The 14,288-nt window shown below is 71.0% G+C and carries 11 protein-coding genes; 3 read left to right on the top strand and 8 right to left on the bottom strand.

The window, feature by feature from the left end:
* Window positions 1-10: 10 nt before the first annotated feature.
* On the bottom strand, window positions 11-1,099 hold the full coding sequence (locus WME97_RS32485) for a serine/threonine-protein kinase (protein ID WP_437543176.1): 1,089 nt from the start codon (window positions 1,097-1,099) through the stop codon (window positions 11-13).
* A gap of 903 nt (window positions 1,100-2,002) precedes the next feature.
* Between WME97_RS32485 and WME97_RS32480 the strand changes: the two genes are divergently transcribed.
* The 3 genes from WME97_RS32480 to WME97_RS32470 all read left to right on the top strand — a co-directional run bounded on the left by WME97_RS32480 (window position 2,003) and on the right by WME97_RS32470 (window position 5,356).
* On the top strand, window positions 2,003-3,238 hold the full coding sequence (locus tag WME97_RS32480; protein ID WP_437543174.1) for a hypothetical protein: 1,236 nt from the start codon (window positions 2,003-2,005) through the stop codon (window positions 3,236-3,238).
* Between the two features lie 186 nt (window positions 3,239-3,424).
* Window positions 3,425-4,060: an MBL fold metallo-hydrolase gene (locus tag WME97_RS32475; RefSeq protein WP_437543172.1), complete on the top strand. Its 636-nt coding sequence runs from the start codon at window positions 3,425-3,427 to the stop codon at window positions 4,058-4,060.
* 177 nt (window positions 4,061-4,237) lie between these two features.
* Window positions 4,238-5,356, top strand: a complete 1,119-nt coding sequence (locus WME97_RS32470) for a branched-chain amino acid aminotransferase (RefSeq protein ID WP_437543170.1) — start codon at window positions 4,238-4,240, stop codon at window positions 5,354-5,356.
* 146 nt (window positions 5,357-5,502) lie between these two features.
* On the opposite strand, the gene WME97_RS32465 is transcribed toward WME97_RS32470, so the two are convergent.
* From WME97_RS32465 to WME97_RS32435, 7 genes are all read right to left on the bottom strand, one after another.
* Complete coding sequence (locus tag WME97_RS32465; protein ID WP_437543168.1) at window positions 5,503-6,894, bottom strand: sigma-54-dependent transcriptional regulator; 1,392 nt, start codon at window positions 6,892-6,894, stop codon at window positions 5,503-5,505.
* A 155-nt stretch (window positions 6,895-7,049) separates the two neighbouring features.
* Window positions 7,050-7,490: a response regulator gene (locus WME97_RS32460; RefSeq protein WP_437543166.1), complete on the bottom strand. Its 441-nt coding sequence runs from the start codon at window positions 7,488-7,490 to the stop codon at window positions 7,050-7,052.
* A gap of 71 nt (window positions 7,491-7,561) precedes the next feature.
* Window positions 7,562-9,163, bottom strand: a complete 1,602-nt coding sequence (locus tag WME97_RS32455) for a protoglobin domain-containing protein (RefSeq protein ID WP_437543163.1) — start codon at window positions 9,161-9,163, stop codon at window positions 7,562-7,564.
* Between the two features lie 14 nt (window positions 9,164-9,177).
* Window positions 9,178-9,708, bottom strand: coding sequence for an adenylyl-sulfate kinase (locus WME97_RS32450; RefSeq protein WP_437543161.1), 531 nt, complete (start codon window positions 9,706-9,708; stop codon window positions 9,178-9,180).
* The gene (locus WME97_RS32445) at window positions 9,705-10,820 is read right to left on the bottom strand and encodes a phosphotransferase (RefSeq protein WP_437543159.1); all 1,116 of its coding nucleotides are present in this window, start codon (window positions 10,818-10,820) and stop codon (window positions 9,705-9,707) included. The genes WME97_RS32450 and WME97_RS32445 overlap by 4 nt, the downstream gene beginning before the upstream one ends.
* Window positions 10,821-11,283: 463 nt before the next feature.
* Window positions 11,284-12,375 (bottom strand): D-xylose ABC transporter substrate-binding protein, encoded by a 1,092-nt coding sequence (gene xylF / locus WME97_RS32440; RefSeq protein ID WP_437555531.1) that lies wholly within the window; start codon window positions 12,373-12,375, stop codon window positions 11,284-11,286.
* Window positions 12,376-12,452: 77 nt separating this feature from the next.
* Window positions 12,453-14,135, bottom strand: a complete 1,683-nt coding sequence (locus WME97_RS32435; RefSeq protein WP_437543157.1) for a glycoside hydrolase 5 family protein — start codon at window positions 14,133-14,135, stop codon at window positions 12,453-12,455.
* Window positions 14,136-14,288 lie beyond the last annotated feature (153 nt).

Genomic DNA, 14,288 nt, shown 5'->3' with positions numbered 1-14,288 from the left:
CCGCGCGCGCTCAGCGCGACGCGAGCAGCCAGGCGATCACGCTCCCGATCGTGAAGAACACGACGCCCGCGCCGGCGATCACGGCCCGCGACGTCCGCCGCTCGATGAAGCTGGCCGCGGCCCGGAGGCTGGACGGGGCGGCGATGGCGATGCCGCTGTCGGGCGCGCTCATCTTCTGGACGGCGGCGTCGAGCGCCACGAGCACGGCGCGCGCGTGGGGGAAGCGGTCGTCCGGATCCTTGGCGAGCAGGCGCATCACGACCGCCTCCAGCGCGGGCGGGACGACGACGCCGGGGGAGCGCTCGGCGATCGGCGGCGGCACGGCCGACCGGTGCTGCGCGAACAGCGCCGACGGCTCGACCGCCGTGAAGGGGTGCTTGCCCGCGAGCATCTCGTAGAGGATGACCCCGAGCGCGTAGAGGTCGGCCCGCCGGTCGACGGAGCGCATGCCGAGCGCCGCCTCGGGCGCCATGTACGCCACCGTGCCGAGCAGCACGCCGGCGTTCGTCAGCGAGCGGCGCGAGCCGTCGTCGGTGATGGAGAACTGCTCGATCGGCACCTTGGCGAGGCCGAAGTCGATGAGCAGGACGCGCTCCTCCGGCCCGTCGAGGACCATGACGTTGAGCGGCTTCACGTCCCTGTGCACGATCCCGAAGTCGTGCGCCGCGTTGAGCGCGCTCGCGAGCTGGCGCGCGATGTTCGCCGCGCGCAGCGGCGGGACGGGGCCCTGGTCGATGAGCTTCCGCAGCGTGATGCCGCGGATGAACTCCATCACCATGAACCACGCGCCGTCGTCGAGCTGGTTGATCTCGTAGACCGCCGCGACGTTGGGGTGGAAGATGTGGCGACCGGCGAGCGCCTCGCGCTCGAAGCGCTCGATGAGCTCCGGCAGCTCCTCGGCGTCCGGGTGGAGCACCTTGACGGCCACGTCCTCGCCGGTCGCGAGCTTCTTTGCCCTGAAGACGGCGGCGATGCCGCCCATCGCGACGAGCTCCTCGAGGCGATAGCGGTGCACGAGCGTGCGCCCGACGAACGTCATCGCGCGCTCTCGCGCCGCGGAGCTCGCCTGGCCTCCCGCGATGAACACGGACTCGCTCATGCTGCCGCGCCTCCAGGCCGAGCCCCGCGCGCGGCGTCGTCGACGAGGCCGCAGCGCAGGGCTCGCACAGCCGCGCCGCGCGCTCCCCCGTGACCGCGCGCCACGCGGCGGAACAGCGGATCCACCCTGGATGACATCGTACGTTCACACACGCGGCGTCCGGAGGGTAGCGCCCCTGCGCGCCCAGCGCCATCTTCCCGGTTGGGCGCGGGGGCGAGGCGCTCGTGAGGGAGCGGGCGGGCGGCGCCGAGGCTGGAGCTCACGAAGCGCGCGTGAGCCAGGCTTCCCGAGCGGCCTTCGGGAGATCGCGCCCACCGCCGCGGCCGCGCGCGCTCTCTCGAGATTCCACCGCTCCGCCGTGATCGTGAGTCGCCGGGCTGCGCCGTCTCCTGCGCTGATGGCGCTGTTTCATCGTGTCTCCGGCCGGGGCGTGCGGAGACCCCTCATCGCCTGTGCCTCACGGCCGCGCGACGGGAGCGCCGGCCGCGCGAGGTGCGTAGTCGCGCCCGCGGCCCCGACGTGGCGAGAGCCCGTTGCGCGCTGGGCGGCGCTCGCCCGTCGCCGGCGGAGCGCGACCACTTGTCGGTAGATCCAGCGACATTGCCGGAGCTCCATCCGCGCGCGCCCGCGCGGGGCGGCCGAGCCAGCGCGCCCGCACGCCCGCGCGCGCCGGGGTCGAGCCTGCTGTCCTGCCACGAGCGCCCTCGCCCGCCGCATCGGCGTCATCCGCCTCCGGATCCGCACGAGGCGTGCCCGGTCGTGCGCGGACGAACTAGGGTTGAAAACACATCAAGTTCACAGATGCGTTTCTTCGACAGGCTCGTGTAGCCTGTATGGGTGGAGGTTTCCATGCACAGCACAATGCGTCGCACCGTTCTCCTCGGGCTCGTTTCCGGACTCGCCGTGGCAGCTTGCTCCACGCCTGAGGCGTCGAACCTCTTCGTTACCGGCGGGTCCGGTCCGGGGACCACGGCTTCCGCGGGAGGAGGCGAGGGCGGCGCGCCGGGCACGGGAGGCGCGGCGGGCGTGGGCGGCCAGGGCACCGGGGGCGAGCCGGGCGTGGGCGGAGCGACCGCGGGGAGCGGCGGGAGCGGGGGCGTGGGGCCCATCGTGGACGAGCCGCCGGTCTGCGGGGACGTTTACGTCGATTGCGACGCGGATGCCGAGAACAGCTGTGAGGTCAACGTGACGAACGACGCCCTCCATTGCGGCACTTGCCCCGTCGACTGCGATGGCACCTGCCGGGACGGCACGTGCATCCGCACCTCGATCCACATCTCGGGCCAGCGGGATCCGCTGTACCTCGCCGTCGCCAACGGCGTCGTGTTCTGGACCAACGGGGAGCAGGGCGTGGTCAGGCAATGGACGCAGGGCGAAGCCGTCGCGATCAACATCGCCACCGCGCAGGTCCAGCCGGCCGATATCAAGGCCGACGCCACCCACGTCTTCTGGGCCAACCAGGGCGTGGCCGGCGAGAGCGACGGTCAGGTGATGAGGGCGCGGGTCGGCGGCCAGGAAGCGCCGGTCGCGATCGCGGCAGGGCAGCCCGATCCGTTCGGCATCGCGATCGACGAGGAGTTCGTCTACTGGACCAACCGCGAGGACGGCGGCTCCGTGGTCCGCGCGCGGAAGGACTCGGACGGCAACGGGCCGTTCACCGTCATCTCGGACGGGGGCGGGACGACGCACGCCCTCGCGATCGACGAGACGCACGTCTACTGGACCGTGCGCGACGAGCGCGGCATGGTGATGTCCGCGCCCAAGGGCTCCACGGGCGAAGGCCCGTTCACAACGCTGGCGGCCGATCAAGGCCAGGTGCGCGAGATCGCCGTCGATGCGACGCACGTCTACTGGACGACCAGCAGGACCGGCAACGTGATGCGGGTGGCCAAGACCGGCGGAGAGCCCACGGTGATCGCGAGCGGCCAGGGGAACCCGAGGGGCATCGCCGCCGATGCGACGGGCGTTTACTGGGCGGACCCCACCTCACCGAACGTCATGAGGATGCTGCCGAACGGCATCATCGGGGCCGTGGCGGCCGGCGAGCCGTCGCCCTACGGCATCGCCCTCGACGCGACCCGCGTCTACTGGACCAACGGACTCGGAACGAACGGCACCATCGTGAGCGCCCCGAAGTAGCGGTCGCGGGCGGCAAGCGCGCGCGGGATCGAGCACCCGAGGTCCGCGAGGAGCCGACGTCTCCGCGCGTCCGTCAGCGCCGCAGCGCCGCGCGCTCCGGGCGGTGCTCGATCGGAGCTCGCGGCGCCGCCTCGCCGACGATGTCGCGCGTGGAGGTCGGGGCTCCGCGTGCTACAAGCTCGCCCTGTGCTGCTCGAGACGTTCTCCGTCGGTCCGCTGGGGTGCAACTGCTCGATCCTCGTCGACCCCGTGAGCAAGGGCGCCGTGGTCATCGACCCCGGGGGCGATTTCGACAAGATCCGCGCGCGTGTCGAGCAGGCCGGGGCGAAGGTCGCGGCCATCGTGCACACGCACACCCATATCGATCACGTGGGCGCCACGGCGCCACTCCAGCGCTGGTCCGGCGCCGCGGCCCGCATTCACGAGGCCGACCGCTTCCTCTACGACATGCTCCCCGTCCAGGCGGCGATGCTCGGCATTGCGCTGCCGGAGCGGTGCGAGATCGACGGCGACCTGAACGACGGCGCGGTCGTGAAGGCGGGCGGGCTCGATCTGCACGTGCTCCACACGCCGGGGCACACGCCGGGCAGCGTCTCGTTCCTGGTGCTCGCCGAGACGGGCGCCGTCGCGTTCACGGGGGACACCCTGTTCCGGCGCAGCATCGGCCGGACCGATCTGTGGGGTGGCGACTCGCAGGCGATCGTCTCCTCCATCCGGGGCAAGCTGCTCACGCTCGATCCCTCGACCCGGGTCGTTACCGGACACGGCCCCTCCACGACCATCGGCGAGGAGCGCGACAGAAATCCCTTTTTGCGGTCGTGACGCGCCGCCCGCTCGCGCGCTCGCTTGCGCGCCCGCTTATACACGTCGCCGCGGTGCTTTCTCGCGAGAAAGTGCTTGCATCCCGTCAGGATTCTTTCGAAAAATGCCGCGCGACGATGACGCGCGTCGGCCCACTCGAGCCGGGTCGACCGCTGTCCGCCGCGGAAGTCGAGCACGATGAGCACCGAAAGCGCGCCTGCCACGAAGGTTGATCTCGAGATCCTAGTCACGCCGCATCCCCTCGGCGACGCGGAGCGCGCGCAGCGCATGCAGAACCCTGGCTTCGGGCGCGTGTTCACGGAGCACATGGTCGTGATCCCGTACGCGGCGGACAGGGGCTGGCTCCGGGGGCAGATCCGGCCGTACGCGCCGATCACGCTCGATCCTGCGGCGATGGTGCTGCATTACGGTCAGGCGATCTTCGAGGGCTTCAAGGCCTATCGGCAGCCGGACGGGCGCATCAAGACGTTCCGGCCGGAGGCGAACGCGCGCCGGTTCAATAGCTCTGCCCGCCGGCTGGCGATGCCGGAGATGCCGGTTGAACTGTTCGTCGGCGCGGTCGACGCCCTGATCCGCCAGGATCGCGCATGGGTCCCCTCGCCCGTGGGCGAGAGCCTGTATATCCGACCGTTGATGTTCGCCACCGAGGTGGCGCTCGGGGTGAGGGCGTCGCGCGACTACGATTTCCTGGTGATCGCGTCGCCTGCGGCCGCGTATTTCCCTCAGGGCGTGAAGCCGGTGACGGTCTGGATCTCGGAGGATTTCGTCCGGGCGGCGCCGGGCGGCACGGGTGCGGCCAAGTTCGCGGGCAACTACGCCGCGAGCCTGCTCGCGCAGATGAACGCCGCGGCCGAGGGCTGCGCGCAGGTGGTCTGGCTCGATGCCGTCCAGCGCAGCGTCGTCGAGGAGATGGGGGGAATGAACATCTTCTTCGTCTACGAGGAGCGGGGGCGCCCCGTGATCGTGACCCCCGAGCTGACAGGCACGCTCCTGCCGGGCATCACCCGCGACAGCATCATCCAGCTCGCCCGGGATTTCGGCTATGCCGCGGAGGAGCGCAGGGTCACCTTCGACGAGTGGCGCGCGGCGGTGCGCGAGGGCCGCATGACCGAGGCGTTCGCGTGCGGGACGGCCGCGGTCATCACGCCCATCGGCGCCGTGAAGTCCCGCGAGGGGACCTTCTCCATCCACAACAACGAGACGGGTCCCGTAGCGGCGCGCTTCCGCGAGGCGCTGCTCGACATCCAGCACGGCCTCGCCCCCGATCGCCACGGCTGGATGCACGACGTGGTCTGAGCGGACGGTCACCCGCTTCGGATACGGGCCCACCTCGGCGTTTTCGGTGCTCAGCGCACCGGAGTGCGCTTGCGCGCCGAAAACGCCGATCTGGGCCCGTCTCCTGTGCGGGAGACCGCCGCTCTGAGGGGGCGAAAACCGCTCTACTATGCCGCCGGGGGGCGCTTGGACTTCGCCGTCAGCCCGTATTCGTGCAGGCGGTACTGGATGGTGCGTATGCTGATGTCCAGGAGCTCGGCCGCGCGCGTCGTCGAGCCGTTCGTCGCCTCGAGCGTCGACAGGATGGCATAGCGCTCTATCTCCGCCATGGTGGCGCCCGGGATCCGCAGGGCCCCCTTGGCGACCGGCGCGGCGTCGATGGGAAGGTGCTCCGCGTCGATGCGCGCGTCGTCGCACAGGACGACCGCCCGCTCGATCGCGTTCTCGAGCTCCCGCACGTTCCCCGGCCACCGGTGCGCGATGAGCTTCGCCCGGGCCTCGTCGGTGAACCCCTCGATCTTGCGGTGGTTCTCCGCCGCGAACCGGCGCAGGAAGTGATTCGCCAGGAGCAGCACGTCGGTGTCGCGGATGCGCAGCGGCGGCATGTCGATGTGGACGACGTTGAGCCGGTAGTAGAGGTCCTCCCGGAAGTGGCCCTCTTGCACCGCCGCCGCGAGATCGCGGTTCGTCGCCGCGATGAGCCGCACGTCGACGGTCACGGAGTCGTTCCCGCCGACGCGCTCGAACGTCCTCTCCTGGAGGACGCGGAGCAGCTTCACCTGCGTCGAGGGGGCGATCTCGCCGACCTCGTCGAGGAACAGCGTCCCGCCGTGCGCCTGCTCGAACCGCCCGATGCGCCGCTTGTCGGCGCCGGTGAACGCGCCGCGCTCGTGGCCGAACAGCTCGCTCTCGAGCAGGGACTCCGCGAGCGCCGCGCAGTGCAGGGTCACGAAGGGCCCTTTGGCGCGCGAGCCCTTCGCGTGGATCGCGCGCGCGAGCTCGCCCTTGCCCGTGCCGCTCTCGCCGGTGATGAGCACCGTCGCCCGCGCGCCGGCCACCTGCCGGGCCATCCGGTAGACCCTCTGCATCGCCGGGCTCGTCCCGATGAGCCCCTCCACGCCCTCGCCCTGGCGCTCTCGCAGCTGCCGGCGGAGGTTCTCCGCCTCGACCCGGAGCGCGCTCCGCTCGAGGGCGCGCTCCAGCGTGAGGAGGAGCGCGTCGAAGTCGACCGGCTTCGTCAGGTAATCCTCGGCCCCCGCCCGCATCGCCAGCACCGCCGAGGTCACGTCCCCGAACGCGGTGACGACGATCACCGGCAGCGCCGGATCCTGCTCGCGCAGCTTCCCGAGCAGCGCCACCCCATCCATCCTCGGCATCTTCAGATCCGTGATGACGACGTCCGGCGGCCGCTCCGCCGCGACCTCGATCGCCTCGACGCCGTCCGCCGCCGCGTCGACGGTATAACCCTCCTGGCGCAGCAGCTTCTCCAGCCCCGAGCGCGCGCTCGCCTCGTCGTCCACGACGAGCACCCTCGAGCTCTGCCTCTTCTCAGCGTTCATATCGTTCCTTCCGAACATACCGTGTCCGCGAGGCGCTGCGACACTCGTTCGGCGGCGGCAGGGGGCCGGCGGGAGGGCCGCGCCGGGGCAGGCGACGGGCGCCGCAGCCGTTGCACGTGGGCGCAAGCCGTTCGCCGGGCCTGCGCGCCCCCTGCTCAGGCCGCGGGAGGGAAGGGGGAGCTCGGCCGCGTGGCGCGCGAGGCGCCTCCGAGCGCCGCGTCCGCGGTGGCGCGGAGCTCGTCGCTCAGGGCGATGTAGTCGATCGGCTTCGTGTGCACAACCGCCGCGGGCTCCAGCCCTCGCCCGAGGCGCGCCACGAGGTCGGGATACCCGGTGAAGAAGAACAGCGGGAGATCCGGCCGGAGCGATCTCGCGTAGCGCGCGACCGCGATTCCATCGGCGTGGGGCATCCGGAAATCGGTCACCAGGATGTCCGGGATCGGACGGCGGGACAGTCGCGCGATGGCGAGCGCGCCGTTGGTGGCCAGCTCCACCCGGAAGCCGTCCTCTTCGAGCAGGCGCTCGAGGAGGCGAGCGCTCTGCACGTCGTCGTCCACGAGCAGGATCAGCGGTTGTTCGGTGCTGCGCGGTTCCACGCCCGGATCTCTACCAAGTTGCGTGCCAGCCCTCGGGCCGCCGTCGCGCGCGGCCAGGAGAGCGGCGGAGGTCAGCCGGAGCGGCGCAGCGGGAGCGTCACGCGGAAGAGCGTCTTCCCCGGGCGGCTCTGGAACTCGATGGACCCCTCGTGATCGGTGACGATGCGGTGAGCGATCGCCAGCCCGAGCCCGGTGCCGTTCGGCTTCGTCGAGAAGAACGGATCGAAGATCGGCGCGTCCGGGCTCGCGATCCCGGGGCCGTCGTCCTCGACCTCGACGACGGCGTGGCGCGGCTGCCGCCGCGCGCGGAGGGTGACCGTGCCGCCTCCGGACGCGTCCACCGCCTCGATCGCGTTGCGGAGCAGGTTCAAGAGGACCTGCTCGATCTTCGCCGGATCGAGGTCGAGCACGATGTCGGTCGAGGGCAGGTCGACCTTCACCGCGGCCTGCGCGCCGGCGCCGTCCGACGACGCCGCGACGCGCGCCGCCCGCTCGCAGAGCGGGACGACGGGCGTCGGCCGGAGGTACAGCGGCTGCGGCCGGGCGAAGTCCAGGAACTCGCTGACGAGCGCCGAGAGGCGGCGGATCTCGTCGCGGACGACCTGGATCGCCTCCAGCGTGTCCGGGTCCTTCAGGCCGGCGCGCGCGAGCCCCCGCTCGAGGAAGGTCACGTGGAGCTGCGCGCCGTTCAGCGGGTTCCTGATCTCGTGCGCGAGGCCCGCCGCGAGGGTCCCCACCGCGGCGAGCTTCTCGCTCTGGCGCACGCGCGCGGCGAGCGCGTTCTCGTCGGTCGTGTCCTGCCCGATCGCGAACAGCACCACCTCGTCGTCGGCCGCGGAAGGGGCGTACGCGAGCTGCCAGCGCAGATCGCGGATCTTGCCGGCGCGCGTGCGCACGATGCTCTCCAGCAGATCGACGCTGGGGCGGCGGCCAGCGGCGACGTCCTCCACGAGCGCGCCGTGATCTGCGCGGATCTCCTCGGGGAGGAGCGCCTCGACGAACGGCACCCCGAGCACGTCCTCGCGCGCGAGCCCCGTGATCCGCTCCGCTTCCCGGTTGAAGAGCCGCACGATCGCGTGCGCGTCGAGGCCGACGACGAGGACGCGGGCCAGCTCGACCGCGCTCTTGTACCGGTGCTCCGTGCGCGCGAGCGTGCGGCCGACCTCCTCGCGGTCCAGGCGCTCGGCGCGCTGCGCGCGCGCGAGGAAGTCGTCGCGGTACGTCTCGAGCATGATGGCGAGCTCGAGATCGAGCACCTTGCTCACCGCCGCCCTGACGGGGATCACCTCCGCGCCGAGCGCGCCCTGGGCGATCTCGTGGAACGCGAGCCGGATGAGCGTCATCGCCGTGAACATGTACCGCTGGGGGAGGCCCACCCGGACGTGGATCCGCCCGATCTTCGCGCTCTCCTCGAAGTACGCGCCGTCGTAGGGCCCCGTGCAGATGCGCGTCATCCAGCGGACGAGCGAGCGCTTGAGCCGCTCCACCTGCTCCTCGCCGGTGAAGACGTCGTGCGCGCCCTCGTGCTCGCGGATGCGATCGTAGAACTCGTCGGCGATGCGGGGGAAGTGCGGCTCCGCGTGCGCGCGGAGCACGGCGAGCCAGCGCTCGTCCTGCTCGCTGAAGCGGACGTACCGCTTGATCTCGTCGAACAGCGTCTCCTGCGCGGGCACGGTGACCGTGTCTATCACGGCCCCGCCCCCGCCGAGGCGGACCAGGATCTCGCGCGCTCGATCAGCGCCGCGAGCGCCGCCTCGTCCTCGCCGCCGCGCGCGACGAGCTCCGGCGCGAGCGGCGCCTCGTAGTCGGCGCCCGCGCCCGGGAGCGCGCCGATCTCCCCGGCGCCGGCCGCGTGGTAGAGCCCCTTCGGGTCGCGCTCCCTGCAGGTCGCCGGCGCGACGTCCACGTAGACCTCGATGAGCCGCGGCGCGAGCGCGCGGGCGCGCTCCCGGTAGGCGCGGCGGTGCGCCGTCGCCGCCACGATCACGATCGGCCCCTGGCGCGCGAGCAGCGCCGCGAGGCGCGCGAGCGTCTCGTAGAAATCGTCGCGAGCGCGCGGGTCGTAGCCGGGCCGCGGGACCAGGGCGTCGCGCACCTCGTCCCCGTCGAGGAGGCAGCTCGCCCGCCCCTCGCCGAGCAGCGCCCGGTGCGCCCGCGCGGCCAGCGTCGATTTGCCCGACGACGGGAGCCCCGTGATCCAGACGACCCCGCCGCTCACGCGAAGAGCCTCTCGGCGTCGTCCGGATCGAAGCGCGGGGCGTCGAGGGCGCGCTCCACGAAGGAGAGCAGCGCGTCCCTCGCCCGCGCCGTGACCGCGGGGTACCACCCGGGGTTGGCCAGCACGAGCGCGCGCCACGCGAGGAACGGCGCCGCCACGTCGAGCAGCCCCGCGGCGCCGCCCCAGCCGAGGTAGACCTCCCAGAGCCGCCGCCACAGCGCGCGGAAGCCGCCCTCCCACGCACCAGGCGCGTCCAGCGCGAAGAAGACGTAATTGATGGCGAGGCAGGTGACGTCGTCCGCGGGATCGCCCTGGGACCCGCGGCTCGTGTCGAGCAGCGTGAGCCGCGACGCCTCGTCGAACACGATGTTGAACGGGTGGAAATCGCCGTGCGTGCGGGCCAGCCGATGATCCCGGCCGCGGAGCTTCCATCGCCACGCCACGCAGCGCCGCTCGATGGCCTGGAGCCGCTCGGGCGGCGCGCCGGGCACGTCGTCCGGATAGCCGTCGATGATGCCGAAGATGCCTTCACCGTGGCCCACGAGATCGCGCGCCGCGCGGCGGTAGCTGCCCGGCTGCGCGCCCTTCGCGCCGTGGAGGGCGATGAGGTACCTGGCGAGCGCCTCGCAGCGCGCGAAATCCTCGGGGCCCGCGCGCCGCTCCTTCGCGATCCGGCGCAGATCCGCCGCGTAGACGTCTCCCTCCGCGTACGTGGTCAGGAGATAGAACTCGCCCGCATCCCGCAGGGACAGGAAGTGACCGTCGCGCGTCAGCGAGCCGACGTCCACGACCTCGACGTGCGCCGGGATCGACCCGAAGGTGTCGAAGGCGAGCAGCGCCTCCGCCGCGCGATCTGCCCGCCTGTCGTGGCCGAACGCGTCCGCCGTCGACGTGTGCAGGACCAGCTTCTGTCTGGAGCCATCGGGCCTCACCACCGTGATCCGGCGGGGTACGCCGTAGCCGGCGGCCTTCTCGGTCTGGTCGTGGCCCGAGGGGTTGTCGGGTCCGAGGAGGGTGATCTCCTCGACGCGCGCCTCAGGAAACGCTGCATCGATGAGCTCGCGGACCGGGCGTGCGGGATCGGATTCAGGCAGGACCGACGGGGCGCTCATGGTCTCCTCGGATGCGGCGATGTGCTCGAGTGAGCATGCGCGCAGCAAGAAGCAGGCCGCATAGCTGACGAGCCTGCTCCAGAAGCACCTCGGGGAGCGGGTCGGATCCTGGAGCTCGCGGGGCCTTCGGCGGGCTGATGAGCGCGGGCACGCACCGGGACCGGGCCGGGCGCTCGCAGGACCTGCGCCGCCGCGCGAGGCGTGCGCGGGGCCGCGCGACGTCGCGCGGCGTGAGGCGGGATGGCGGCGCCGGAGAGGGTCGGGGCCGAGCCCGGGACGGCCGGACACATGGATACGGCGCGAGAGGGGATGTTGCGTGCCGGTGGCTCTCCGGGCGAAGAGCCTCATTGATGATCGCGGCCGTCGAGACGGGCGCAGATGGGAAGGGGCGGACCTGACCCGGCGGCTGGTCGCCTCGCGGCGGCCGGGGCGCTCGCCGGGCCCTGGATGTCCAGCTAGGGGCCTACTTGGCCGGCCACTGGTCCTTGGGGAGGTCCTTGTAGACGTCCTCGACCTTGTGGAAGCCGTCCGCGATCACCGTCGCGGCGAGGTTGTCCTTGTCCACGGCGACCGGCGTGATGAGCACGCTCTGGACGTCCTTCTTGCCGTTGTTGACCGTCTGCGTCTTCTCGCCGACGGGCTCCTTCTTCGCCAGCTTGACGGCGAGCTCGGCGGCCTTCTCGGCGAGCAGCTTGAGCGGCTTGTAGACGGTCATGCTCTGGGTGCCGGCCGCGATCCGCTGGCAGGCGGCGAGCTCGGCGTCCTGGCCCGAGACGCCGACCTTGCCGGCGAGCTTCTGCTCGCCGAGGGCCTGGACGGCCGCGCCAGCGAGCCCGTCGTTCGACGCGACGACCGCCGTGACGTTGTTGTTGTTCTTGGTGAGGGCGTTCTCGGTGATCTTGAGGCCCTCGACCGGCTGCCAGTCCTTGGCCCACTGGTCCGCCACCGTCTTGATGTCGCCCTTGTCGATGAGCGGCTTCAGGATGTTCATCTGCCCTTCGCGGAAGAGCTTCGCGTTGTTGTCGGTCGGGGAGCCGCCGATGAGGATGTAGTTCCCCTTCGGGAACTTCTTCACGAGGGCCTCGGCCTGGAGCTCGCCCACCTTGACGTTGTCGAAGGACACGTAGAGGTCCACGTCGGAGTCGAGGATCAGCCGGTCGTACGCGATGACGGGCACGCCCTGCTTGTGCGCCGACTCGACGATGGTGGCCGTCGTCTTGGCGTTGTGGGGCACGACAACGAGCACGTCGACGCCCTGCGTGAGCAGGTTCTCCGCCTGCGAGTTCTGGAGGGCGTCGTCGCTGTTCGCGGACTGCACGAGCACCTGGGCGCCGAGCGTCTCGGCCTTCGCCTTGAACAGGTCGCGGTCGCGCTGCCACCGCTCCTCCTTGAGGGTATCCATGGAGAAGCCGATCGTGATCTTGTCTTTCTTCTTCTCCGGACCCTTGGTTTCCGCACCCTTGGCGGCTGTTGCCTCGGGCTTGTTCGCGCTTGCGCCGCCATCAGCCTCCGGCTTCGAGCAACCGGCCGAGAACGCGAGCGAGAACAACGCCATGAGAAAGGTGGAGCGACGAATCAAGGTGACCTCCGCATGAGATGAATTGGATAGGGGCTCTGTTATGGCCGCCGGCGCTACTGCGTCGAGTTGAGCTGGTCGGCGTAGCTCATGATAAGATTCAAGGTTTCCGTGTCGTCATCGTACACCGAGTACCACCCCTGGAGCTCATGGGGCGGATCGCCGATGTAGTCGTTGCCGAGGAGCCAGTAGTCGTTGCCGTCGTCCGACGGCCTCCCGATCCCGGCCCAGGCCCAGAAGTTGACGCCGGCGAGCTCCGGGTTCTCGACGACGGCGTCGAACATGGAAGCGTAATACTCGTTCCGCTTGGCGACGGGCGACGAGACCGGCTCGGACTTGTCGTCCCGGGCGAGCCCGAACTCCTCCACGACGATCGGCTTGCCGAGCGCCCTGGCGTGCGCGAGCTGCGCGTCGATGTACCCGTTGCTCTTGGTGATGGCGGCCAGGAGCCCCTTGTCGGCGGCGCTGTCCATCGGCAGCGACGGGTCGTACCACTCCCAGTTCTCGGGCCACACGTGGAAGGTGAGGTAATCGACGCCGGGCACGTCGTGGAACGCCCTGTAATCGCTGTTGGCGTAGTCGCCCCAGTTATAGGACAGGTCGCCCTCCGACCCGATGGAGACGAGGTGGTTCGGGTCGATGTCCTTGATGAACTTCGCGTTCCTCTCGACCCAGAGCTTGAAGAGCGGGCCCCAGCCCTTGAACGATCGCGGCTCGTTCCCGAGCTGCCACGCCATGATCCCCGGATGGTCCTTGAGCTTCTCGATCAGGACCTTGGCCCGGCTGAAGTAGAACTCCTGGGCCTTCTTGTTGCAGAAGAACAGCGACGAGAGATCCATCTGGTCGGGCCACGGGTTCGTGTTCGGATCGAGCGTGCCCGAGTGAGGGATGGCCCACTCGCCGATGGCCACGGCCTGGCAGTCCTGGCCTGTGCCCTGCTGGAACCGGATCGAGCCGGTGAACGGCACGTGGTGGTCCGCCGCGAGCAGGGCAGCGCCCGTCGTGGGGTGGGTCAGGCCGACCTGGTACGCGCTGAAGTCCTCTCCGCAGGAGAGGGTCGGCTGCTCGTGAGCCCACTTCATGTACTGGGGCATACCGCCGGACCAGTGCCAGAAGTCGTTCAGGGTCATCACCGCCTTCATCCCGCGGCTGTGCATCTCGTCGAGCACCGTCACCAGGTTGTCGGCGAACGCCTCGAGCTGCGCATCGGCGCACGGCTTGTCGGATGATGCCGGAAAGATCCGTTGCGGGCCGTACTTCTGATCGTTCTGCTGCGCCGCGGGGATGTCGCCCTCGCTGAGCGCCATGATCCTGAGGTTCAGGGCGCCGTGGGCCTCGAGGATGTCGAGCTCGGTGCGCAGGCGCTCGCGGCTGATGTAGGGAGCCGACCAGAAGTTCGTGCCCATATACCTGTACGGTTTCCCGTCGAGCGTGAGCTTACTACCTTCGGCGCGGACGTAGCACTTTTCCGGTTGCTGGGCGCAGTCGAGCTCCTGGCCGCCGCCGGTTCCGTCCCCGCCGCCGCCGGTGGCGTCGCTTCCGCCGGTCGCGCCGCTTCCGCCGCCGCCGGTGGCGTCGCTTCCGCCGGTCGCGCCGCTTCCGCCGGTCGCGCCGCTCCCGCCGCCGCCGGTGTTGCCGGACCCGCCCGTGCCGCCGGAGGGCGCGGGGTCCGCCGGGTCGGAGGAGGAGCACGCGGCGAGGGAGAGCAAACCCAAAGCGAGCAAGACGGTCTTCTTCATGGTCGGTTCCTCATGGGGTTCGAGTGTCGTTCCTCACGGATCGCTGAGCCCTGCCGCCCGGAGCGCGCGTCCGGTTCGCAGGGATCTGCCGAGCTGCTGCGCCACCGTCGCGGGGTGGCATCGCCGGCGGCGGCGGTGAGCTCCCCCTGATCC

The organism is Sorangium sp. So ce367, from assembly GCF_051520455.1.
GTDB lineage: Bacteria > Myxococcota_A > Polyangia > Polyangiales > Polyangiaceae > Sorangium > Sorangium cellulosum_B.
The sequence above is the reverse complement of the archived record's forward strand: the minus strand, read 5'-3'. Positions and strand labels throughout refer to the sequence as shown.

What these genes read in the sequence shown, in the direction of transcription:
- WME97_RS32485 (WP_437543176.1), bottom strand. Translation starts at nt 1,099, where the DNA reads ATGAGCGAGTCCGTGTTCATCGCGGGAGGCCAGGCGAGCTCCGCGGCG.
- WME97_RS32470 (WP_437543170.1), top strand. Translation starts at nt 4,238, where the DNA reads ATGAGCACCGAAAGCGCGCCTGCCACGAAGGTTGATCTCGAGATCCTA.
- WME97_RS32465 (WP_437543168.1), bottom strand. Translation starts at nt 6,894, where the DNA reads ATGAACGCTGAGAAGAGGCAGAGCTCGAGGGTGCTCGTCGTGGACGAC.
- WME97_RS32445 (WP_437543159.1), bottom strand. Translation starts at nt 10,820, where the DNA reads ATGAGCGCCCCGTCGGTCCTGCCTGAATCCGATCCCGCACGCCCGGTC.
- xylF (WP_437555531.1), bottom strand. Translation starts at nt 12,375, where the DNA reads ATGGCGTTGTTCTCGCTCGCGTTCTCGGCCGGTTGCTCGAAGCCGGAG.
- WME97_RS32435 (WP_437543157.1), bottom strand. Translation starts at nt 14,135, where the DNA reads ATGAAGAAGACCGTCTTGCTCGCTTTGGGTTTGCTCTCCCTCGCCGCG.